This window comes from Roseobacter sp. YIN89, assembly GCF_057219365.1.
Map to the genome: position 1 here is coordinate 905,909 of NZ_JBXVVD010000002.1, position 22,382 is coordinate 928,290.

The 22,382-nt window shown below is 53.8% G+C and carries 17 protein-coding genes and 1 tRNA gene; 6 read left to right on the plus strand and 12 right to left on the minus strand.

Features of this window, described 5'->3' with window-relative positions:
* Window positions 1–37 precede the first annotated feature (37 nt).
* Window positions 38–874: an alkaline phosphatase family protein gene (locus tag AC2D8V_RS10600; RefSeq protein ID WP_484733494.1), complete on the plus strand. Its 837-nt coding sequence runs from the start codon at window positions 38–40 to the stop codon at window positions 872–874.
* Window positions 875–883: 9 nt separating this feature from the next.
* On the opposite strand, the gene AC2D8V_RS10605 is transcribed toward AC2D8V_RS10600, so the two are convergent.
* From AC2D8V_RS10605 to AC2D8V_RS10615, 3 genes are all read right to left on the minus strand, one after another.
* Window positions 884–2,779, minus strand: coding sequence for an acyl-CoA synthetase (locus AC2D8V_RS10605; protein ID WP_484733897.1), 1,896 nt, complete (start codon window positions 2,777–2,779; stop codon window positions 884–886).
* 129 nt (window positions 2,780–2,908) lie between these two features.
* Window positions 2,909–4,720, minus strand: coding sequence for an ABC transporter transmembrane domain-containing protein (locus AC2D8V_RS10610; protein ID WP_484733495.1), 1,812 nt, complete (start codon window positions 4,718–4,720; stop codon window positions 2,909–2,911).
* A 275-nt stretch (window positions 4,721–4,995) separates the two neighbouring features.
* Window positions 4,996–5,069: transfer RNA gene (locus AC2D8V_RS10615), tRNA-Gly, on the minus strand.
* A 71-nt stretch (window positions 5,070–5,140) separates the two neighbouring features.
* On the opposite strand from AC2D8V_RS10615, the gene AC2D8V_RS10620 reads away from it, so the two are divergent.
* On the plus strand, window positions 5,141–5,836 hold the full coding sequence (locus AC2D8V_RS10620; RefSeq protein ID WP_484733496.1) for an SDR family NAD(P)-dependent oxidoreductase: 696 nt from the start codon (window positions 5,141–5,143) through the stop codon (window positions 5,834–5,836).
* Between the two features lie 442 nt (window positions 5,837–6,278).
* Here AC2D8V_RS10620 and AC2D8V_RS10625 read toward each other — a convergent pair whose 3' ends face one another.
* Window positions 6,279–7,487 carry an MFS transporter gene (locus AC2D8V_RS10625; RefSeq protein WP_484733497.1) on the minus strand — a complete coding sequence of 403 codons (1,209 nt, stop codon included), beginning with the start codon at window positions 7,485–7,487 and terminating at the stop codon, window positions 6,279–6,281.
* A 104-nt stretch (window positions 7,488–7,591) separates the two neighbouring features.
* Between AC2D8V_RS10625 and AC2D8V_RS10630 the strand changes: the two genes are divergently transcribed.
* Window positions 7,592–8,164 (plus strand): TetR/AcrR family transcriptional regulator, encoded by a 573-nt coding sequence (locus AC2D8V_RS10630; protein ID WP_484733498.1) that lies wholly within the window; start codon window positions 7,592–7,594, stop codon window positions 8,162–8,164.
* A gap of 289 nt (window positions 8,165–8,453) precedes the next feature.
* Window positions 8,454–10,679: a tetratricopeptide repeat protein gene (locus tag AC2D8V_RS10635; protein WP_484733499.1), complete on the plus strand. Its 2,226-nt coding sequence runs from the start codon at window positions 8,454–8,456 to the stop codon at window positions 10,677–10,679.
* A gap of 134 nt (window positions 10,680–10,813) precedes the next feature.
* Here AC2D8V_RS10635 and AC2D8V_RS10640 read toward each other — a convergent pair whose 3' ends face one another.
* The 4 genes from AC2D8V_RS10640 to AC2D8V_RS10655 all read right to left on the minus strand — a co-directional run bounded on the left by AC2D8V_RS10640 (window position 10,814) and on the right by AC2D8V_RS10655 (window position 13,763).
* Window positions 10,814–11,581 (minus strand): hypothetical protein, encoded by a 768-nt coding sequence (locus AC2D8V_RS10640; protein ID WP_484733500.1) that lies wholly within the window; start codon window positions 11,579–11,581, stop codon window positions 10,814–10,816.
* 76 nt (window positions 11,582–11,657) lie between these two features.
* Entirely contained in the window at window positions 11,658–12,455 is a 798-nt protein-coding gene (locus tag AC2D8V_RS10645) for a hypothetical protein (protein ID WP_484733501.1), read from the minus strand.
* A 481-nt stretch (window positions 12,456–12,936) separates the two neighbouring features.
* Window positions 12,937–13,152, minus strand: coding sequence for a WGR domain-containing protein (locus tag AC2D8V_RS10650; RefSeq protein ID WP_484733502.1), 216 nt, complete (start codon window positions 13,150–13,152; stop codon window positions 12,937–12,939).
* A 5-nt stretch (window positions 13,153–13,157) separates the two neighbouring features.
* Window positions 13,158–13,763, minus strand: coding sequence for a tyrosine-type recombinase/integrase (locus AC2D8V_RS10655; protein WP_484733503.1), 606 nt, complete (start codon window positions 13,761–13,763; stop codon window positions 13,158–13,160).
* A gap of 280 nt (window positions 13,764–14,043) precedes the next feature.
* Between AC2D8V_RS10655 and AC2D8V_RS10660 the strand changes: the two genes are divergently transcribed.
* Window positions 14,044–15,204: a HEPN-associated N-terminal domain-containing protein gene (locus tag AC2D8V_RS10660; RefSeq protein ID WP_484733504.1), complete on the plus strand. Its 1,161-nt coding sequence runs from the start codon at window positions 14,044–14,046 to the stop codon at window positions 15,202–15,204.
* 192 nt (window positions 15,205–15,396) lie between these two features.
* Here AC2D8V_RS10660 and AC2D8V_RS10665 read toward each other — a convergent pair whose 3' ends face one another.
* Window positions 15,397–17,010, minus strand: a complete 1,614-nt coding sequence (locus tag AC2D8V_RS10665) for an AAA family ATPase (RefSeq protein ID WP_484733505.1) — start codon at window positions 17,008–17,010, stop codon at window positions 15,397–15,399.
* 136 nt (window positions 17,011–17,146) lie between these two features.
* Window positions 17,147–17,890, minus strand: coding sequence for an HNH endonuclease signature motif containing protein (locus tag AC2D8V_RS10670; protein ID WP_484733506.1), 744 nt, complete (start codon window positions 17,888–17,890; stop codon window positions 17,147–17,149).
* A gap of 86 nt (window positions 17,891–17,976) precedes the next feature.
* Between AC2D8V_RS10670 and AC2D8V_RS10675 the strand changes: the two genes are divergently transcribed.
* Entirely contained in the window at window positions 17,977–18,234 is a 258-nt protein-coding gene (locus tag AC2D8V_RS10675; protein ID WP_484733507.1) for a hypothetical protein, read from the plus strand.
* A gap of 35 nt (window positions 18,235–18,269) precedes the next feature.
* Here the strand turns inward: AC2D8V_RS10675 and AC2D8V_RS10680 are convergent, their stop codons facing one another.
* Together AC2D8V_RS10680 and AC2D8V_RS10685 are read right to left on the minus strand one after the other, a co-directional pair.
* A complete protein-coding gene (locus tag AC2D8V_RS10680) occupies window positions 18,270–19,220 on the minus strand; it encodes an HNH endonuclease (RefSeq protein ID WP_484733508.1) in 951 nt (316 codons plus the stop codon).
* A 154-nt stretch (window positions 19,221–19,374) separates the two neighbouring features.
* Window positions 19,375–22,182: a UvrD-helicase domain-containing protein gene (locus tag AC2D8V_RS10685; RefSeq protein ID WP_484733509.1), complete on the minus strand. Its 2,808-nt coding sequence runs from the start codon at window positions 22,180–22,182 to the stop codon at window positions 19,375–19,377.
* Between the last annotated feature and the right edge of the window lie 200 nt (window positions 22,183–22,382).

Below are 22,382 nucleotides of genomic sequence, written 5' to 3' on the forward strand. Positions count from 1 at the left end.
GAGGTGTTGTATTCGAACAGTGTCCGAGGAGCGCGAGATGGCGGGTAAACTGCTATTGGTAATTATAGACGGCGTACCTTACGGAAATTTTCGGCGTCTCTTTGGGAACCTCGAGGCATGGGTCGAGAGCGGTGACGCGCGTGTTTGGAAACATGTGTCGGTTCTGCCATCAATCTCAGCATCCTGTTACGCGTCATTGCACACGGGGGTGCCACCAACGTCGCACGGCTGCACCGGAAACCACGATGTCAGGCGGCTGACACAAAACGACATCTTTTCGCAAGTTCGCAGCGTCGGGGGTATCACGGGCGCGGTCGCCCATTCATTCTGGTCCGAATTTTTTAACCGCGCCCCCTTCGATCCGGTACGCGACCTTGAATTTGACGAACCTGAGAACGCAACGATCAATCATGGCCGCTTTCATACGATGACCGGCTATGGGCTGATTAACCAGATGACGCCGTCAGATGCTGATCTCTTCGCTACATTGACCATGCTGGCGGAGCGGTTTGACCTGACCTACGGGCTTTACCACAGCTGCACACTCGACAGTATGGGGCACAGGTTTTTCCACGACTGTCAGGAAATGGACGATGCCTGTGCAGTGATGGATGCAATGCTTGCGCCGTTTATCAAACGCTGGCGCGACATGGGATATGAACTGATTGTCACAGCCGATCATGGCCAAGATGCACGCGGTCATCACGGCGGGCGCGACCCGCTGCAGCAGGAAACTGCACTTTACTACTTTGGTGAAGCAGACGGGCCCAAAGCAGACACCATCATCGACCAGCTACAGATTGCGCCCACTATCCTGAAACGACTTGGCGCCCCTGTTGCTGAAACAATGAGAGCGCCAAGCTTTCTGAAATAACGGACCGGCCTATTCCGCTGCGACAGCAGAATTCACTAACTCCCATGGGCGCACAAAATCGCCGAGCACATTGCCAATGTGTTCCTCGCTTGTGCCATTGGCATCGACCTGCGCCACGAGACCGCGTTTTTTGTCGTCAATGACTGATACCACCCGCGCGGACAGACCGGCTTTTTCCAAGGCTTCGTTGTAAATGCGGGTAATGGCATCTTTTCGAAGGTCCGGTTTGAATATCTTGCCAACGGCTGTTTTGGGCAGTTCTTGCATGATCTTCATATGTTTCGGCTGTGCTGCACGTTCATGCACGCGCTCTTTGCAGAAGGTAAGCAGTTCCTCTTCGGTGACAGAAGCGCCTTCGACGAGTTCGACGAACGCGCATGGCACCTCGCCTGAATGAGCATCGGGCTGGCCAATCGCACCGGCAAAGGCCACCGCTTCATGATGCAGAAGCGCTTCTTCGATTTCTGCGGGGTCGATATTGTGGCCGCCGCGGATAATCAGATCTTTGGCGCGACCGGTAATCCACAAATAACCGTCATCATCCACGCGACCAAGATCCCCCGTTCGCAGGTGGTTCCCGTAGTAAAGATCCACGTTCTTATCTACTTCGGTGTAGGTTTTGCCGACATAAACACCCGGGTTCGAGACGCAAATCTCACCGACCTCGTCCACGCCCGCTTCAACAGGCCCATCGGGTGTCGTTTTGAAAATTTTCACATCGCAGTAAGGGAAAGGAATGCCGATACTGCCGACCTTCTTTTCACCATCTGTCGGGTTGCAGGAAACGAGGCATGTCGCTTCGGTCAGACCATACCCTTCCACAAGTGTAACACCGGTTGCCTTTTCAAACCGGCGGAACAATTCCAGCGGTAACGGCGCAGAGCCAGAGAATGCCGTTTTGACAGAGCTTACATCCGCATCAATGGGGCGTTGCATCTTGGCCGAGATGGCGGTCGGCACGGTAATGATAAACGTGATCTTCCAGCGTTCGACGAGCTTCCAGAAGTTGTCCATAACGCCCTCGCCCCGATAACCTTGAGGTGTCGGAAACACGACATGCGCACCGGATGTCACTGCAGCCATCAGGATGACGTGGCAAGCAAACACGTGGAACAGAGGCAAAGGGCAAATGATGTTATCTTCTTCGGTAAAGAGCAGTTTGGTACCCAGCCAGCCATTGTAAATCATGCCGGAATACCTGTGCTGCGCGACCTTTGGCATACCGGTTGTACCGCCAGTATGGAAATAGCATGCAACGCGGTCTTCTGTGCTGTCCTCAAAGGACAACGTCTTTGGCTGCTTGGCGACTTCCGTCATGAAATTCATGTATTTGGCCTGATTTTGCGCCTTCAGCTTGGGCCGGATCAGCGGTACAATCCATGATTTTGGTGGCGTCAGGTAGCGCAGTAAATCTACTTCCAGCACTGTTTCTACATTTGGCGCCAGTGCCACCGCTTCGGCTGTTTTTTCCGCAACGTCGGTCTTTGGAAACGGCCGCAGCGTCACGACGACTTTCGCACCCGTTTCGCGCAGGATTGCGCCAATCTGCTCGGCGTCCAACAGAGGATTGATCGGGTTTGCGATCCCCGCGACGGCCCCGCCCAACAAGGTTAGAACGGTCTCGTTCGCGTTTGGCAGAATATAGGCGACCACATCTTTCTCGCCGATCCCCAAGGACCTGAACAGGTTTGCCGATTGCGTGACCTTGTCCTTGAGTTGAGACCAAGTCAGGGTTTCGGCTTTATCTGTCGGGCCTGAGAAAATCTGATAGCTAACGGCATTATGGTTTGGGAACTTTGTCGCCGTTTGGCTCAACATTCCATAAAGCGTGGTTGGCAAGTCACGGCCTTCCCAAGGCATCTCTGCCTGAATAGCGTTGCGGTCTTCAATCCCGGCAAAAGTCATCTTAATTTCCTCCCAGAATTCACCGCGTTCCACGGCGCTTCTTTTGCGTGGCGCAAAGGATGCGGGTATTTGCCCAGCAGCGCAAGAGATGTGACGTGGCGTGTTTCTTAGCGACGCAGCGTAACGCAGCTATTCTGCTGCGACACCATCAGTGAATTGCAGACGGGCCAACCTTGCATAAAGCCCGTCCTCTGCCACCAACTGGTCGTGTGGACCGGTCGCAACGATGCGCCCCTGATCCATTACGACAATCCGATCCGCCTTTTTCACGGTAGCAAGCCGGTGCGCGACGATCAGGGTCGTTCGTCCTTCGCTTAGTTGATCGACGGCCTGCTGGACCGCACGTTCACTTTCCGCATCCAGCGCACTCGTCGCCTCGTCAAGCAGTAGAACGGGGGCGTCACGCAGGATCGCGCGCGCGATGGCGATCCGCTGTTTTTGCCCGCCTGACAACATGACACCACGTTCACCGAGGTAGGCATCGTAGCCCTCGGGCAGAGCGGCAATAAAGTCATGCGCAGCGGCCGCCTGCGCCGCCGCTTCGACTTCTGCGTCCGTTGCATCGGGACGCCCAAAGCGGATGTTGTCACGCGCGGAGGCGGCAAAGATGACGGGGTCTTGCGGCACAAGCGCCACGGCCTGGCGAAATGCATCACGACGCAGCTCGGCCAGATCAATGCCGTCAAGCAGGATACGCCCTGACAGTGGATCATAAAACCTGAGGATCAATTGGATAATTGTCGTTTTTCCAGCCCCGGAAGGCCCAACAAATGCAACCGTTTCGCCGGGCTCAATAGTCAGGTTAACGACATCCAGCGCCGCAATCTGAGGTCGGGACGGGTACGCGAATGTCACATCTTCAAACGTCAGACGTCCGGTGATTTCGGCAGGCATGGTCCTTGGGTTTTCAGGATCCGTCACCGGGTCTTTACTACCCAGAAGCTCGACGAGCCGCTCGGTCGCGCCAGCGGCCCGTTGCAGTTCGCCCCAAATCTCGGACAAGGCCGCAACTGCACCAGCCACCAGTACCGAGTAAATTACAAATTGCACGAGCGTCCCTTGGGTCATTTCGCCCGCGCGCACGTCCCGCGCGCCAACCCACAGCACACCGACGATCCCGGCAAAAACGAGGAAAATAACGATCACGGTCATCACTGCACGTGTTGTGACACGCCGGCGTGCCGCGTTATATGACAGCTCTGTCACCTCTGCGAATTTCCCCCGGCTCGCTCGCTCGTGGGTGAACGCCTGAACCGTCTGCACCGCGCTCAGCGCCTCTGACGCGTTGCCCGACGAGGCAGCGATCCAATCCTGATTTTCGCGGCTCAGTACACGCAGTCGGCGGCCCAGTACAAGAATAGGCACAATTACTGCTGGAACGATGAGCAACACCAGCCCTGTCAGTTTGGCCGAGGTTAGCATCATAAGCACCAGGCCTCCGAGAAAAATCAGAAGGTTACGCAGTGCAATGGAAACCGATGAACCAATCACAGACAGAATGAGCGTCGTGTCCGTTGTAATACGGCTGAGCACTTCACCCGTCATCAGCCTTTCGTAGAACGCAGGGCTCATCCCGATAACACGGTCGAAAACCGCCATCCGGATATCCGCCACAACACGTTCGCCCAATCGCGTGACCAGCGCATAGCGCAAGCCCGTTCCCAATGCCAGCAGCAAGGCAATTGCCAGTGCCGCCGCAAAGTAAAGGTCAAGTGTCGCGGCATCCTTGGTATAGAAATTGTCAACAACCCTGCGTACGGCCAAAGGCAGCGTCAAAGACACGATTGCGGTCGCAACCAGCGCTGTCAAAGCTCCCAGCGCGAGACGGCGATAGGGCAAGATGAATGGAAAAAGCGCTTTTAGCGCGCCCAAACGCTTTGACTTTTCTCGCTCTTCTGTCTGCCCCGGTGCACCGGGACCTTTCGGTGTGGGCCGCGCCATCTGTAATCCTTTTCGTCTGGAAATACGTCATGACCCGCAACGGATTGGTCGTCAAGAGACCGATATACCGCTAAACGGCACGATCTGCCGCATCCCCGAACTGGCACCGGTAACAAATTTAAAAAAATAGAGATGAAATGGAGCGGGCGGCGGCAATCGAACCCCCGTCATCAGCTTGGAAGACAAAGTACCAATATCCAGAAAATGCAATTTTGTAAGTAGTTTGTCGGAACCGATCGGCAAATTTTGTAGGTAATATGTAGGAAATAAATTTCTGGAGCGGGCGGCGGGAATCGAACCCGCATCTCTTGCTTGGAAGGCAAGGGTCTTACCATTACACAACGCCCGCTCAACGTGATAGGACTTATTTCATGCGCATTCGGAGGTCAAGCATGTGCTGAATGTTGAGGAGGAAATTCGATGACAAAACCGCACGCTGTCATCATCGGAGTCGGCGACGGTCTTTCAGCAGCTTTGGCGCGCAACCTCACGGAAGACCACTCTTTAACGCTCGCGGCACGCAGCGCGGACACGCTGGGATCTCTGGCTGACGAAACCGCCGCCCGCGCGGTGCAGCTGGATGCGACGGACGAAGACGCTGTGGCGGCATTGTTCGACGGTCTTCCCGCTGCGCCACGGGTCGTGATTTACAACCCGTCAGCCCGTGTGCGCGGACCAATTGCGGACCTGTCTGTTGATGACGTGCGCAACGCAGTCGAGGTGACTGCAATCGGGGCATTCCTAACAGGAAAACATGCAGCCAAACACATGCTAAGCGCAGAGCCGATCGACGGGACACGCGGCACCATTCTGTTCACCGGCGCTTCCGCCGGCGTCAAAGGTTTCCCGCATTCGGCCCCTTTTGCCATGGGCAAGTTCGCACAACGAGGTCTTGCGGAAAGCATGGCGAGAGAACTGCATCTTCAAGGTATCCACGTTGCTTGGGTCAATATCGACGGGGCCATCCTCAACCCCGGTCGGACAGAGCCCGAAGAAAAACCGGGCTCCATGCTTCGGCCGGACGCCATTGCCCGCACCTACCGTCACCTGATCGAACAGGACCGCAGTGCCTGGTCCAATGAGGTTGCCGTGCGCCCATGGGTCGAGCGGTTCTAGCGGGTCTGCAGATACTAGAATGACCGGGTGCTCTGCGAAGTTCTGCCGGACAACATTGCCAAACTAGACGTAAGCCTCAAATTCTTGGATCAAGTTTGGGAAAAACGCGGCGCCATTGCCCATCTGGTTGGTTGCGAACCGCCCCCGCTCGCCGTTTAACTCAACGAAACCAAAGACGGCAGAAACGTTTCCTGCAGCTCGGACCCCACCTACAAAAACTGATAAGCAACGTGTTCGGCCCTTACCAGCCATTCATCGGGTAACCCGACGCCGCATTGCAGCTTCACCGAACCGGACCTTCGCCGCACAAGCAAAACAGGTGAGTGATAGAAGGCTAGCGGAAAAGGTAAAATCACGCCCGGAGCGTTCGAATGTGTAGTCTCAGTCCACGAAACGGGAGTTTTCGAACGACCTTGCCAATCAACGGTTAGTTTCAAGCAGGTCAAGCCAGCAGTTCAGATCGCCGACGAGTTGCTACGTAGATCGCACCAATTATCACGAGGTTCACGACGCCGAAGACTGTAGCATTCGCAAACGCCCAAAAGTACGCGCCTGATACATCGAATGTCAGTCCGCCTTGCCAGCCGCCGGCCGCGTGACCGAGCCAAGCAAAAGCCAGCACAATACCGGTCGCCGAGGCGCGTCGGGATGCTGGCGTGAGGGCACGCACAGACACCAATACGCCAGTCATCACGCCCCCATAGCCAAAACCGTAGAGTACGACGAAAACCCAGAACGCCTGCAATGTTCCAAGCGTCATGAAGCCAAGCATCAACGCAGTTTGCCAAGCCGTGGCCACCATCCACGCCCGAAGCGGACCAATCGTGTCGGCAAGCCGTCCAAAGAATATGCGCCCCGCAATTGCCGTTATGAGCATGAGAAGTAAGGGACCACCGGCTTCAGCGCCAACTCCGCAAACGATCTGAATGAGAGGCACAAGGTGGATAAGCGGCACGGCCATGCCTGCACAGCACCCCAAAACTGCAATCGACAAAGCGGGAAGAACCAGACGAGGCGAAAGCGTCGAACCACTTTCAACCTGGGCTGCGGCGCCCCCGTTGCCTTCTGGCGGATCGATCATCACGAAGGACAACGGCACCAGTACAACCGCGCAGATGATCCCGAGGTAGCTCAGCGCGCTCTGCCACCCCACGGTTTCTATAAGGTATCCGGAGCCGAACGGTATGAGGCCCTGGCCTACCGCTTGGCCCGCCGACGCCATGCCTATCGCAAGTCCGGCTCCGCGTCGGAACCAGCCGCCAACCAAGGCAATAACGGGAGCAAAGAAAGCCCCGCCACCGAGTGCGCCTGCAACAAAAAACAGGGCGTAGAATTGCCATAGCGCAGTGGCGTGGGCGGACAGCATTAGGGCTGCACACATTGCACCAGCGCCAATGAGGCAGACTGTTCGGGTCGCCACCCTATCGGCAAGAAACCCCATTGCAATGCCGCCGAGCGCAATGCCGATCAGCCCGAAGGAATTGATGGCCGAGGTCTCTGCTCTTTGCCAACCGAATGCTTCCTCGAGCGGCACCAGAAACGCAGACATCCCATTCACGAGGGTTCCCATCGCCACTGCCAGAAGCATGGCCGCGGAGATGGCGACAACCCATCTGAACCGCGATTCTGGGATTTCTGCGACTTCCTCCACTTGAATGGCTATCCTTCATTTGAACCCAATCGAGTTGATCCGACTGCTAAAACGCTGCAATCCTTATGTCACTTCACTAGTGAGTATACCTACGGAGGATAGATTTGAGTCAGACCGGCACCCGAGAGAAGATTCTTGCCGCTGCCTATCGGCTTTTCTATCGAGAGGGGTTTTCGAGGGTCAGCGTTGATGCGATCGCTGAGGCCACCGGTGTCACAAAGCGCACCATCTACTACCATTTCAAGAGCAAGGATGACATCGTCGCAGACGTTCTAAACGCACAGCACGATTATGTCCTCGGTCGGTTCAAGGCCTGGGCGGGGCCAAGGGAAACACCCCTAAACCAAGTCATCGAGAACCTGTTCCTTCAACTCACGGACTGGGCTGATGGTGACAACTATATGGGGTCAGGGTTCACACGGATCTCTACCGAGCTTGCCGATCGTCCGGGTCACCCGGCACGTCTGGCAGCCAGCGCGCACAAGACAATGACAGAGAAATGGTTGTCTGAACTGCTTCATGATCATGGGCTGGAAAGAAATGGCGAAATCGCTAGACAGGTAATGGTCTTGATTGAAGGCAGCATGAGCCTTGCTCTGATCCACGGCGATACCTCTTACTTCCAGGCTGCCGGGAGAGCAGCAGGTGAGTTGGTCTCTCTGCCGGAGAAGACGTGACACTATTAGCAAGAAGTCAATCCAGCCTCGATGCGTCGAATCTTCGTTGGACACGGCCCAAACCGGACTCTCAGCCTGGCTCCTAAATGCCGCGGTCGCAGTCCGCATTGCAGCCATTCGCTGCAAGTGTGAGAAGTAGGGTTGTTCGAGCAGGCACCCAGCGGGACAGAGCGGTCGTCAGAGAAGCCAGGACGACCAATCCTCGCAATCCAGACTTACCGCATCCCTGAAACTGTGGTTCAATGACTCGGGCAAGAGTGCGCGACTGCGGACCTGCTGTGGGATGGGTATGTCGGAGCTGAACGGAAACCGAAGACTTGCGGCGATCGTAGCCATAGACATGGTCGGCTACAGCCGGCTCATGGAGCGCGACGAAGCCGGTACGCTCGCGCTGCAAAAGGCAATCCAGGAAGAGTTGCTCGGCCCCGCGGTCGAGGACTGCGGCGGGCGCGTCGTCAAGACGACCGGCGACGGCGCCCTGATCGAGTTCGACAGCGCGGTCAACGCAGTCCGATGGGCCGCCCGGATACAGCGCGAAATAACAGAATGGGAACACCAGGCCAGCGACGACCGCAGGATCGTCTATCGTGTTGGAATCAACATCGGTGACATTCTTGTCGATGGCGATGACATTTTCGGAGAAGGCGTCAATGTCGCTGCGCGCTTGGAAGGGTTGGCCGAGCCGGGGGGCATCCTAGTGTCCGAAGCGGTTTTCCGCAATGTGAAAGGTAAAATCAACCTCGGGTTCGCGGATAAGGGCAAACTGACGGTTAAAAACATGTCCGAACCCGTGCACGCCTACAGCGTTCTTCTCGATCCGGGGGATGCCGGAAAAATTGTCACCCTTAGGGCGCATCCGCGGATCGGGCGCCAGGCATCCATGATCGCTGCAGTCTTCTGTCTGCTAGCCTTCATCGGCGCATTTGCGGCCAGGGATCTGTTCATGGACACCGCGCCACACACGGCGGGCCTGTTGATCCTGCCCTTCGAGTCCGAAGATGGAAGCGATCAGGTTCTTGCCGATGCGGCGACCGAAATGCTGTTTCTGTCCTTCGAGCGACAGCGCCATATGCCCATTTCCACCTACAACACGGCTCTGGCCTACGAAGGCATTGACGTGCCGCTGGACGAGGTCTCGCAAAACCTGGGCTTGCGCTTTGTGCTCGATGGGTCAGCGAAGACGGCTGAGGGTCAGATCGAAGTTCAGGCGCGTCTGCGAGATACGGCGGCATCGGGTGACGGCACGCTCTGGCAGCGCTCCCTGACCGGAGATCGGGATCAGTTTCTCGACATGGTGGTCACGCTCAAGCTGGGCGCAGCTGGCGCCCTGAAACTCAAACTAAATCCCGTTGAACGGGCCATCTTCGAAGCCGCGCCCACGTACCGCCCTGAGGCCTATCTTGCATTTGCCAAAGCTGAACGTTTGCTCGACAGCAAGGATTTCACGGATATCAGCGAGGCACTCACTCAATACGAGCGCGCGATCGCCCTTGATCCGTCATTTGTCGAAGCGAAGCTCGGATATGCGGAAGCCAACTTCCAGATTTGGGAAGGCAGTTTCAATACCATTCGCTTCACACTGGATGCCCTTAGGATTGCAACAGACATCGTCGACGAGGTTCTGAAGAATGATCCAAAGAACCCGGTGGCGATTGGTTTGCAGGTTCGGTTGCTGACCCAGCATCTCGAACGCGACCGCGCCCTGTCGCTTGCGCGAAGCGCCGTGTTCAGCAATCCGGATGACCCAGGCCTGCGTTACGTCCACGGCCTGAGCCTGACCGCGACGGGAGATTACGACAAGGCAATCGAGGCTTTCGAAGAGTATGAACGGCTGTCGCCCCGGCTGAACTCCGGCGAGAAAGGTGATCTCGCCTGGAGCTATCTGCGTGCCGGAGACAGCAGCAAGGCGCTCGCGCTTCTGTCCGGTATCCCGGAGGACGAGACAAAGGAGCAACATCTCAGGATCATGGCTGATGCACAGTATGAGGCAGGAAACGTCGAGGCCGCCCAGGCATATATAAAGCGGTTTCTGGTGAACAATGTTTGGCTGAACCTGAACTGGATGAAGCCATGGTTCGAGATATATCAAGATCCGACGGTCTATCAGACATATGCCGAGGCCATGCTGGGATCTGGCCTGCCGGAGTGGCCGTTCGACTTTCCCAATGGACGGGAAAGCGATCGTATAGATCATGAACAACTCGTTCAGCTGCATTCCGACGAATTCGAAGAAAAGCACACGATTGGCCCCTTCGGTGCACCTTATTCGGAAGTGCGGATGCCCGACGGTACGATCTCAATGAACTTCGCCTGGATGAAAGGGATACCTTTGACCGGAACATGGCGGATCGCCGACAATCAGGTCTGTCGCAGACTTCTTTCGGTCCATCAGGGTCGCGAACTCTGCCACTATCTTTATATTGACCGCGACCGATCGACCGATGAGTCACTGTTCGTTTCATCTGTCCTGAACTTCGGTATCATCGAGTCCGAATTCGTCCGCGTAAGTGATTGAACATTGGAACGACCCTGCTTTTTGCCGTCATGTGGCAGTGCAGAGATTCGTCCTGCTCCGGTTTTGACCGAGTCGAAGTGGACGGCCCAAAGCCGCCTTTGATCGACTATACCCAATGCCGCATCGCGGCTTAGCTAACCTGCCGTTTGCTCGCCACCCTCATTGTCGTCGACAAGCGCTTCAAAAATTCCAAACGAGTAATGCAGAGCAGCCATCAATTGTGAATATGGCGTTGCGTACAACCTCGACTCTTTCTCCGCCACATGTGTCGATACCCCGATAATTTGAAGCTCTATCTCACCTCTTTCTGTTCCGTCCTTTACAATGGAGAATGCTACCACCGGTGCACCACTCAATCCCTGGGTTCTTTCATGGAACGATGTCAGCCGACCCATTTTTTCTCCCTGGCACACCAACATGTAGAGATCAGAGAAATCAAACTCATATGTATTTTTGGACAGGTTGCCGGCTCTTGTGATCAAGGCTGACTTACTAATCCGGATTTGTTTATCGCCATGGTCGATTGCATTTAGTTCGGTCAAACACCCTAGAGCCGCATACTCCGCGTCGACGCCTTCAGGGAAATCTGCGAATTGCGCCACCGACAATGAATGTTGGAAAAATAGCCCTTGCTCTTCTGACGTGACTTCAAGTGCAGCCAGATCGTACATAGGGAAATGAACAACATCCTTGCTTTCGATCCGGAAAAACTTGGATGTGTCATTCGGTGACGCGACCAAGATTGGCATACCTTGAGCGATATCAATTTGATGCTTCGAGCAAATGACAAACATCCGATGACCCGCAACCAATGGGAAGCAAGTTCCAATGAAATGATAGTCGAAATCTTTGACGCCAGTCAGACAATATAGCGGATATACGAACCGTAGCAGAGCATGCATTAGCCCGCTTTGTTTGTCTGGTGCAAGGTCAAGAAGTCTCAGGTTTCACTCCAAATCTTTTAGCATCTTTGGTGGATTACTTGGCTTCAGCCTCGCGACACTTGTCGAAAATGCCGTAGGCGCTGTCTAGGCAGCCAAGAAAATCCATGGAATGAGTTGCATAGACAATACCTAAGTTCTCGGCAACGTGCGTTACAATTCCCAGAAACTCCAAATCTAACTTTCCTTTCCTAGTTTCTAGGTCGTAAGATTCTACACGAAATCCAAACACTGGCGAGCCACTCAGACCCTGTGTTCTGGCCTCCATCGAAGTTTGCTCAGGCGCAGACTCTTTTCGTCCAATTACTGCGTAGTTCTTTGCAATGTCGAGCTTTAGAGACAGGTGGTCCTTCTCTACTTGCGCAGTTATTACTGAACCAAAGTCTGGCATGATCAACTTGTCTTCATAATTTATCCTGTTGTGAACCTGTCGGTAGCCGGTGATTGCGTAAAGGAAATTATTCTTTCGAACTTTGAACGCCGACGTTATCGACGTTGGAATTGCTTCTAGAGACGGTAGCCATTCATTGCCGTGAAGTTCGCAAACGGCCAAATCCTGCTCTGGAAATCGGATGATATGCTCTTCAGGAAGGACCAGTAGCCCGTCCGTTCGATCCGGAACGAACACACATTTCTGGCAATCCTTTGCGATCTCGTATTGATGTTCGGTGAAAACAAAAAACTTTCGGCCACTGAATTCGTACAAGAAAGCCGTGCCTACAAATTGGTGCTCATAGTCTTCGACGCCGGTGATGAAGTACAGTGGGTATACCCACCTGTGCAAAGCATGCATCAATGCGACTTTATCAACTTCAGGCAAATCTAAGAATTTCATTGGTGACTAGCCTCTAATTTCTTGCCTGCGCTATGCGTTCGCTTTGGGCTGTCATGACCGCGAACTCATCGTGAAGAACTCTATGAAATGTGACCGAGATGGCCAAGGTCTGCTTAGGCGTTATTTGAAAATCCCTGCGGCTAAGCAGCGAATGGCCGGTTCCCGCCCTACTTGTCGGTCTCAACAGTTGTATAATCGGCAGTATGTGTAGTTTTTTACGCTTACGGCCGTCAGTCCCAGTGTCTGGCGAAAATCGGCGCATAGGGTTCATTATGTTATTTTTGAACCGATTGAAACTTCGCAAGGTTTCACGGAATCGTGCCACAAAAAGCATGATTATTGTAAAAATACGCTATCACGATCTGCTACATCGTGATGGCCCTTCACTAGAGCGGTGTATGTGGAGCCGACCTCAGTTGAGGTCGGCTCCTTCAACTTTCACGACAAATCGATCCTAGTTGGTGAACATCTTTTGCCTGCCCTACTCATATCCCCGCTTTGCCTTCTGCATATGCAGCTCGAACCGCGCGTCTTTGGCGTCTTCTTCGCTAACGAACCAATCTGTCCGAACACGACCGCCACCACCAATCCGGCCCCATTCGCGGATCAAGCCCCAATCGCCAAAGAGGCCGGGCACGATCTCCATTTGGTAGAAGCGGTATTGATTGGACTGTGGCTCGATCTTCGTCAGATGCATGTCGCTTACCCCCACATCTTTGACGCGATGTCTTGCGCTTCTTTGCCCACGGCATCGGCATAGATCGTCGTGGTTGTGAGCTGAGCGTGTCCCAGCCATTTTTGCAGCATGTGCAGCGGAATGCCCTTCACCACGGCATTGATCCCATAGCCATGTCGCAGCCCCTTCGGCGTGCGCTGCGGCGCATCTGGGACACCGGCCTCAATCATCACGCCCTTTACGATCCGCCAGACCTGAACACGGGTGATGGGCCAGATTGGTTCCCCTGCCCGCTTGGGCGACTTCTGAGCCTCACGGATGCCGTGTGCCGTGTTGAGCGTGTCGAGATAATCCGAAGGCACGGGAACTGTCCGAAATACCACCCGCGCCGCGCCCGACGCCTCTTTGCGCTTCTTGAGCGACCGAATGGCGATGGTGTTTCCAGAGAGATCAACCCGCGCAGGTGTAATCTCGACCAGCTCGGACGGACGGCACCCTGTGAAATGCAATGTCTCGCAAAGCGTGCGATCCCGAGCTGGCCGCTGACGCGCCGCGGCAAGGAAGGCCGCACGTTCATCAGCGTTCAGATAGAGGCGGTTGCCAAAGGTGTCGTAGAGGCGCATTTCACTCATATGTAACACTATACATGAATAGTGTTACGCTGTGAATCCTAAGCGGTGCGATAATCCCCAACAATAGCAGTGATCAGCACACCGCTCCTGCCCTGTAATGTGGCGTGCTATGTAACACTATTACCCATAGTGTTAAGCGACATTGCGTGAGCGCGACTTCTTCAGGTTGGTGCTGCCTCAATCTCAACGTGTTTTTTTGCCATCACTCTCTATAGAAAGAGATCGATCTTTCGCTGTCAAACCATCTGGCGGTCGTGATTCATCAATAAAGGCGAAAAACATGTCGCATATAGATCCAGAGTGTTTTCCCATCACCTCGATGCGTGACGAGCGCGTTTGCCCGAAGTGCTTCTCGGACGATGACCTCATCGAGCATATTCGCGCCATTGGTGAAAAAGGTCGCTGCTCATATTGCAAGCGAAAGACGAAGTATGCAGCTGGACTTGACGAGATCGCGGAGTTCATTGGAACCCGCATAAAAACGTTCTACGGCACAGCTGGCGATCAGTTGCCCTACGATGGCCGCGAAGGGGGTTTCCAGGGCCCCCACTGGGACACCTACGATCTCCTACTTGATGAGATCGGATTGGGAATCGAGACGATCGGCTATGACGCCCTCATTGGAGACCTAGTAAGTGAGGTAGGCGATGAGACCTGGGCGGAGTATGACTGGCTTGCGCTCGAACTCGACAGCAGCTTGCTGCATTCTTGGAACGACTTCCGGAGGATTACAACCGGACAGCGACGCTTCTTCTTCCATGCTCACGGCGGGGAAGATATGCATCCTGACGACAGGTCTGTAGGCGCTTTCCTCATGGAGGTGGCAGAGTTCATCGGTCGACTCGGCCTAGTAAGTACGTTTGACGTCGGAACCTCATACTATCGCGTCCGCGGTCAAGAAGACCCACCCTTCGAGCCTTCAGCCGATACGCTCGGCCCTCCCCCTGCCCACGTTTGCCTTCAATCCAACCGTATGAATCCACCAGGTATCCCGATGTTCTACGGGGCAGAGGACGAAAGTACGGCGATAGCGGAAGCCCGTGTGGAGAGGCCAGTGATTGGACGCTTTGAGTTGGTCCGCCCGCTTCGCCTCCTTGATTTGGCCGGACTGTCTCCAGTGCCGGGTTTTTTCTCGGATGCCTCTCGCGATGAACGCCTCGGCCTTTCCTTTTTCCATAGGCTCGCCACCGAAATTGCTAGGCCCGTTGAGCAAAGTAATCGAGTAAACGTTGACTATATCCCCACTCAAATCCTGACAGAATTTTTGCGGGATTATCCGTTCCCTGAGGGTTCGGTGGATGGCATCCGCTACGGCTCAGCCATATGTAGTGGCGGCGTGAATGCAGTCTTATTTGCGGATAGCGACTTCGTCATCGATAGTGGGGAGCCAGTCGAGGACGGGGTGTGGCTGGCGCTCATAGAAGTATCAGAGCCGGACTGAACCCCGAGTCGGGTTGGTGCCCGGTGCGGCGAACACACCAACAAAAGATCAAAAATCTTGATTTCTGAGCGCGTGACCATCGATCTGCACCGGACTTACGAACCATCCTACCTTGTTGATTTCAAACGCATAGGCAAGATGGGAAGCTTACTATGAATTATGCACCAACTTCGGGAAACCGAGCAGGGCAAGCTAGTTGGTAATCTGGAGATACAACGTAAGAAAGAGGTTTCTCACAAACTGCAATGCATCCTCATCGTTAGCTAAAAGATGCCTTACCGCTTTCCGGTAATCTTCCACGCTCTTGAATCCCAAGGAATTAGCAATATCATTTTGCGCCGAGCATTCTCGAATGGAACAAACTCCAAGCATTGCCTCCCAGTCATTGTCGTTTGCGGCTTTCTCAACCGCTGCAACGCGCTCCTCTAAGGTTGTTGGAGCGTCGACTTCAATTTCTATCGCCGCACCATTTAGGATATCATCATCGTTTGGTATTTGTTCCATTATCGCTTTTCGAACAGCCTTTTTGGCCGCTTTTCTGCAAAGCCGCTCGGCATCCGATCGGACAGCTTGGATACCGGCTTGGATGGCCGCTGATACCATCTCATGCGCTTTACCTCCTAGAGCTACAGCACGCCGCTCGGAGACAAACTCAATCACCTTGGGATGAAAATATATGGCTTCAACCGAGTAGTAGGGAACGGCGAAGACCCCTTTGTCCTTCAATGAAGCGATTTTCTGCTCATCGAGTGCGTCACTGTCAGCAATCCCAAACGCTCGCAACCAATGCAGTTCATGACCCGCATTTAGACCGACGACTGCTTGTTCTACCTCTCGACAATTGCCCTTGGGTATCACTGAGACCATCGGAAAAATTATGCTGTACAGGGGTTTGTCGATGCTGTTCTCTGTGCCTTCGACGAACAGAATATGTCTTCTTGCCCCTAATAAGTCCCGACGTAAAATCTCATCCACGTTAAGATCACCGCTTAGAAGATCGGCCTCCCATGAGGTTGGGTTCTGCCCGTTGTAGTCACAAGAACGGATTAGAACAGTTTGGGAACTTGTACTATCCAATGGTAGATCATGATCATGTGTCGAGACAACAAACGCGCAATCTGATCGGCGCTCAAAGAGCAATCGCAAAAGCGGTGAGATAATTGATCGGTGCAGATGCCTTTCAGGCTCATCAATAAGCAGAAGCGAGTTTGGCGGTGCAGTGAGAACCGCACCAGCAACCAAAAGCGCGTTCCGCTCACCATCAGACAACTGGGCTGCACTGAACGGCGGGCTACCATTCTTACTAGCCACAATCTTTTGATTCTTCTCCACCGAAATGGTTATCGGAATATTTGACAGTCCTAAGAGTTCGTTGATAACGGCAAGTGGGGCCTCGGTCTCTTTGGACGTTTGCGCCGCTTCGTCCATTTTTCCGCTGTCAACGGCCTCACCAATCTTTTGAAACCTCATATTCTGCGCATCAATGAGTTCATAAACGGTCATACTTGCTCTTTGAGCAGCAAACTGATCCCTATATCGAGCCGTATGTTGCTTATCCTCATTCTTAATGTTTGTTTCTGTCTGAATTTTCCCTTGGGGCGTCATGTCTAAGGCATCTGAATTCATCCAAGTCTGGCGATGCGCAGAGATTTTTCGAACGTTTACGCCATTCTGAGATGCGAACCGAAACATAAGGCTCGATTTTCCCGTTCCGTTCGCTCCGAGCAGGAATGTCAAACTGCCATTCTCGACCGTAAAATTCTGGAAGATTGGGTTTGGCGAAGTAAATGAGAGATTGAAGGGCATTTTAAGATCACCTTGTTGAACTATCCCAACATAGTGATGTTTCTTGAGGTGTTGAAGGCAGATATTGTGGTTTCTAGAGTCATCTGTCTGGTGGTGTGGTCTGAATTTGACAAACCGTTTAGGCGCATAAACCCTTTTATGTTGGCTTCCTGTAGTACCAAATGCCGGTAGTCGCCTCCCAGTAACAGTCGTCCTTACCTTTACGGCTACCTGTCCAAGATGTGCCCTCAGGGATCGTGTAGTATTTTCTCAGGACCTCTTCTATCGGCGGGACTCTTCTTCCATCAGACCTTGGCGAATAGGTGTCGAGCGAACCCGGCTGGAAAGACCCATCCAGCCAGGAGCTTCTGGCTGTGCTGTCTTCATCGTTAGGAACCCGTGCAAAATCTTCTATGGGAGACTCTGCAGTGGGTTTGACTTGCTTCTTTGGCCCGCCCTTCTTCTTTGCTGGTTTTTCTACCTTCGGAATGTCGCTCACCCACTTGTTCGCTTTGGTGAGGTCGGCAACCTTCTTGAGCGGAGCTCGACGAACAGCGTTGTTGTCCCTACGGGTAACTAGTTCCAAATTCGTAGGCCGGTTGTCATCTGGCTTGTTGTTGATGTGGTGAACATCAAGATCTCTTGGCGGCCATTTGCCCAACGCAACCGCCACAATGAAACGGTGAACCAATATTCGTTTGTTGCTGTCGGGGAAGTACTGATAGCCGATCTCGTCGCGATTATAGGCACCATTATCCTGCGCTCCTGCGACAACTCCGGTGGGGAAATCGAAATCCGTTCGAGCGATTAACTGCTCTAAATCAGGGTACGGATACTCCTTAGGCTTGTGCGATCTATAATCGGATTCCAGGAGCTCTTTAACAAATTCAATATCGTGCATGCCATTTCTACGTTTAACTAGCTGATCTAAAGAACCAAAGCCTTCACGCGTTGGCTGTACGGGAATATGGGCACTCTTCAGTAAGGTTGAAAGTAGCCAAGGTATATTTCGATGCCCGCGGTTATCAGTACGGCGGAAAGCGCCCTCATCTTTCATTAAACGAAACCGCACATACTTCCGGCATGCGTGTATGGAAACTTGAAGCCTGTCGAGATGAAGAGCGCCACCCTAGCCAGTGGGGCTACGCTTTAGCGGAGACGGCCGGCGAAGCTCTAGAGTTAGACAAGACAACAAGTGGATTTCCGTTCAACTGGGTCCATGAAAAGCATCAGGACATGATCTAGCCTGGCGTGCCAGGTCAGCGTGTCGACTGGGGCTCTTAGGCCAGAAAAACGCTGTCTCGATGATAACTCAGATATGCATCCTGGGCGCCTGAAAAAGCGCCAACCCCCTCCCCGATCGCCCGAGATAGCCCAAGGCAATCCTTTGTCTTGGCATCCAGTGTGCCAGAGACGTGGACGTCTCCCCTCTTCTCAAAAGAAATCAGCCCAATATCGAAGAGCCGATCGATATGCGGCGCTAGTAGAAGCCCGTTGGCACCGTCGAGACGTTCTTGTGCGGTCTCACAGGCTCGCCAGGGCTTGATATGGCTGGCAATAAGGAGTCGCTTGTCTTCCAGACCCGTCACGCGGCACCGCGGCTCGATCCGTTCAACGTTTCGCCGAAAGGCCCCCTGCCCTTTCCGAGCTTTGACGATTGCCTCGATTTCAGTCTGGTCGAGCGCAGCATCTGTCTCAATGTTGGCCTGTATCTTGTCTTCGATGCCGTCGATGATGGTTTCATCATCGGCAATCCCCTGATCTTCGGCCGCAGGGTCGGGATCGAAAGCGCCTAGGCGCATCAGCTCTTCGAGAAGACTCTGATCGATCTTAGTGAGATAGGCAGCCTGATTGCCGTTGCCGGTTGCTTGGATTGGCGCATAGCGTTCGGGAAGAAGGGGCCTCAGGCGTTCGATATTATCTTTGGGTCTGAAAGCTTGTCCTACCGCTGTCCAGGAAACCGGTACGAGCCAGCCATCATTGGACCAGTTTTCGCCGGCGCTTCCAAACTCATCAGGTTTTGGAGCACTGATCGGAAAGCCGGTGACGATGCCATAGTGACCAATTTTGGCATTAGCGAAGGATACAACGACATCACCCGGCCGGGTCTCTCGCATGAATTCGTAGTACTGGCTGCGGGCGCCGTTACTCATTTTCTTTGGCGACCACAGGTATCCCCCTGCGATCTCTTGGCGCGCTGTCTGCTTATGATTGACCCACCAGAAGTTCATAGATGAAACCGTAGCGACCACTGAAGGATCAGAAAACCATAAATATTGATCGGGAGAAACTATACACATCGTGTGTAGAGAGCCGTGCCGCACGAACGAGCTATGCTTTTTCGAAGCATGGTACCCCTTCATTCGTTTTACACGCCAAACAGAACTACTTTCGCGTCCGAGGCTTTTTACGCTCGGTCGGCAAGCTTCGCTTTCCAGTGCATTGCGGATATTTCACGCAACTCAAGAACTTTCCCCATTTGCCCTTTCGCTCGACGAGCCAGCCGTCTGAACATTCTGGGCAGACTGGGAATTTCGCACCACAGCTGCAAAGCAAGGTGCTGCTGTCTGCTTTCGTAGCAGTTGGTAGGTCTTTCCCACATTCACTACAGGGGCTCAGCATTTCGCCACAGAGATAGCGATGCTCGCATTGATAATAGAGGCGACCTTTCTTGGAGGTTTGGGCCAACATGCGGCCGCCACAGGCGCCGCATCGATGTTCGGCGATACCAGCCTCTCCGAGTTCAATGGCGCCGTATTCCGGCTTTTCTACCAGCTCACGGGCAAAGACAGATGGTTTCTCGCGATCGGCAAGGACGATGACAGATTGACGTGCCCGGGTCATTGCAACGTAGAATAGACGACGCTCTTCTGCGTGATCGTAATTTTCAGTTTCTGGCAAGACGAGATCAAGCAGTGGGTCATCGACAATCTCTGACGGAAATCCCATGCGATTGGTAGCAGCGCCCAAGATGATGACATGGTCCGCCTCAAGTCCCTTTGAAGCGTGGACAGTCATAAATCGTATGCTGAGTCCCGGATACTTTGTGCCAAGTCGCGATAGGTTCTCAGGTTGCAAAAACCGGTACCGGCCAAGCAACAAGACGCTCGTTTTCTCGCCGTTTAACTTAGCTGCAACATTCTCCAATGCTGACTGCAGCGACTGGTCTTCCCCGCCACGGCCATAATAAGCGACCTTAATCGAAGGCTCGTCGGTCTTTCCAAAGGGGATGACCTGCTTTTCAATTTGTGACGGGTTCTGGAGCACAAAACTGCGCGCTGGAAGAGCGATCTTGTCTACGCTCCTGAATGTCCGACCCAAATCAACTGTGCTATGCACACCGCTTTGTCCGTCGAACGTGCCACCAAACTCCTTTCCGAAATTGCGCATGAGATGGATGTCCGCACCTGTGAAGCGGTAGATCGATTGCCAGTCGTCACCAACCGCAAAGATACGTGCATCCGTGTGCTGCTGCTTTAGGGCCAGGAGCAGTTTCGCTCTGCCCTCCGAGATGTCCTGAAACTCGTCCACAAGCAAATGGCGATACGGGCTTTGATATCTTCCGGATATGACATGTTCAGTGGCGCGCACAATCATATCTTCGAAGTCGATCCGATCGCCAAGGCGGCGCTGATACGCTTCGAGAAGTGGCTCAAAGATTTTTAGAAATGCGTTTCCGCGTGGGGCATCTTTGGATCTTGCCGCCCGGCTCCGGCAATGCTCGACGGAACTTCCAGAACTCTTGAAATGCCGCAAAAATGTTCCCAGCGTCTGAGTGAACGCATCCACCTGGCCCAATTCAGACAGAGTATCAAAAACCTGATCTTGGGGAATTGGTTGGGCTTCGGCATATGGCGCGATCTTTTCAGCCAGGGCTTCTGTGAGATCGCCTTCAACCCGCTCGTAGCTAAAGGTCTCGATGAGGGTCGTGCCGTGATCCGCATGAACCTTCCGCTTCCATTCCATGCCGGCGAGATACTCGTCCCGATCAACGTAAGGTGCCGTTGAAAGATGAAACGATCCGTCTGCCTTCTTTGATCGCCGCACACCAAAGTGCTCGATATAGATACCGCTTTCCGTCAGCTTGAAGTCCGGTGTGTATGCCTGACGGGTGTTTTCCGGGAGGTCATGTTCGTAGCTTGGCTCATATTCATAGGCGATGCCGTTGAGATACAGCCAGTTTGCGATCTCCCACTCTTCAAAACTTTTGACGAGATCGCCCTTGAGCGTGCGAAGTTCATGGGCTTCGACGTATTGGAAATACTCGTCCTTGGTCTTGAAGTCCCACTCACTTTTGTAGGGCCAGTAAAACTCGGAGAACCACTTGAGGAGCAATGATCCAAGACCAGGCTTTGACGCGACATCGTTGAACAAGATATCCCGTAACAACGCCCCAAATAGTTTGTCATCACTGGCATGGGGCGCCAAGGCTGGCGATCCGTTTTCGACTTCCCGGATGATCCGGTTGCCCAGAGCATGGAATGTGAGCGCATCCACAACAGCGCCAGACCGCTCTTCTATCCGATCCGCCATCTCAGCCGCAGCGGCTTTCCCAAAAGCCATGAGAAGAATTTCTTCTGGTTTGCGGATTTCCCGCTTGATCAGATAAGCCGCTTTGGCAGTTATGACGCTTGTTTTACCTGAACCGGCACCCGCGAGGACAAGCGTTGCATCCTCATCGGTGACAACCGCCAATCGCTGCTCCGGTGTCAGTGGGTTGGACTCAATCGTGTCCATGAATTCCTGAACCTCTGCCAACTCGGTCTCGGTAAAGGCTTCAATGGCTGTGTCGCGCATACGCTGTGGCGCCTTTTGGAACCGCATCACTGCATCCAGTACCTTGCGCTGACCGTCAGGCAGTACGCCGTCCGGGATGCTCTCCGGGAGCGTGCTCAGAACTTGGCTTGCCCAAGCGAGAAATGGCTCCAGAAGACATGCGGATGGATAGCGCCTAGGTTGTTCAAGGCGCTCCACGACCTCTGCCAACTCTCGCAGCTCTGCATCTGCTTTGTCTACTTGTTCGACGAAGTGATGGCGCCAGGCAGCATTCAGGGATGAAACAAAAGCACCGGCATCAGCCCGGCTTACACCTGCCACTGAGATGTCATTCCCGCCCTTTAGGGAAACGACCACCGTGGGGAAGCCTAGGGTCTTTGTGACCGATGACGGACGTGTCAGCTTAGAAAAACTCACCTCCTGGGGATACTTCCCCCTTAGGCTTAGGCTATTCTCCAAAATTTCCGCGCCGCGATAGCGGTATCCACACAAAGACAGGAACAGACCCACAAGTCTGCTTCGTTGGATCTGTTGGGTTCTCTCGGACTGCATCTTGGGTGTTTTCGCTCTGCCTGCTACCTCTCGTTGTACAGAAGAATCTGGCAACAGAAAGGCTT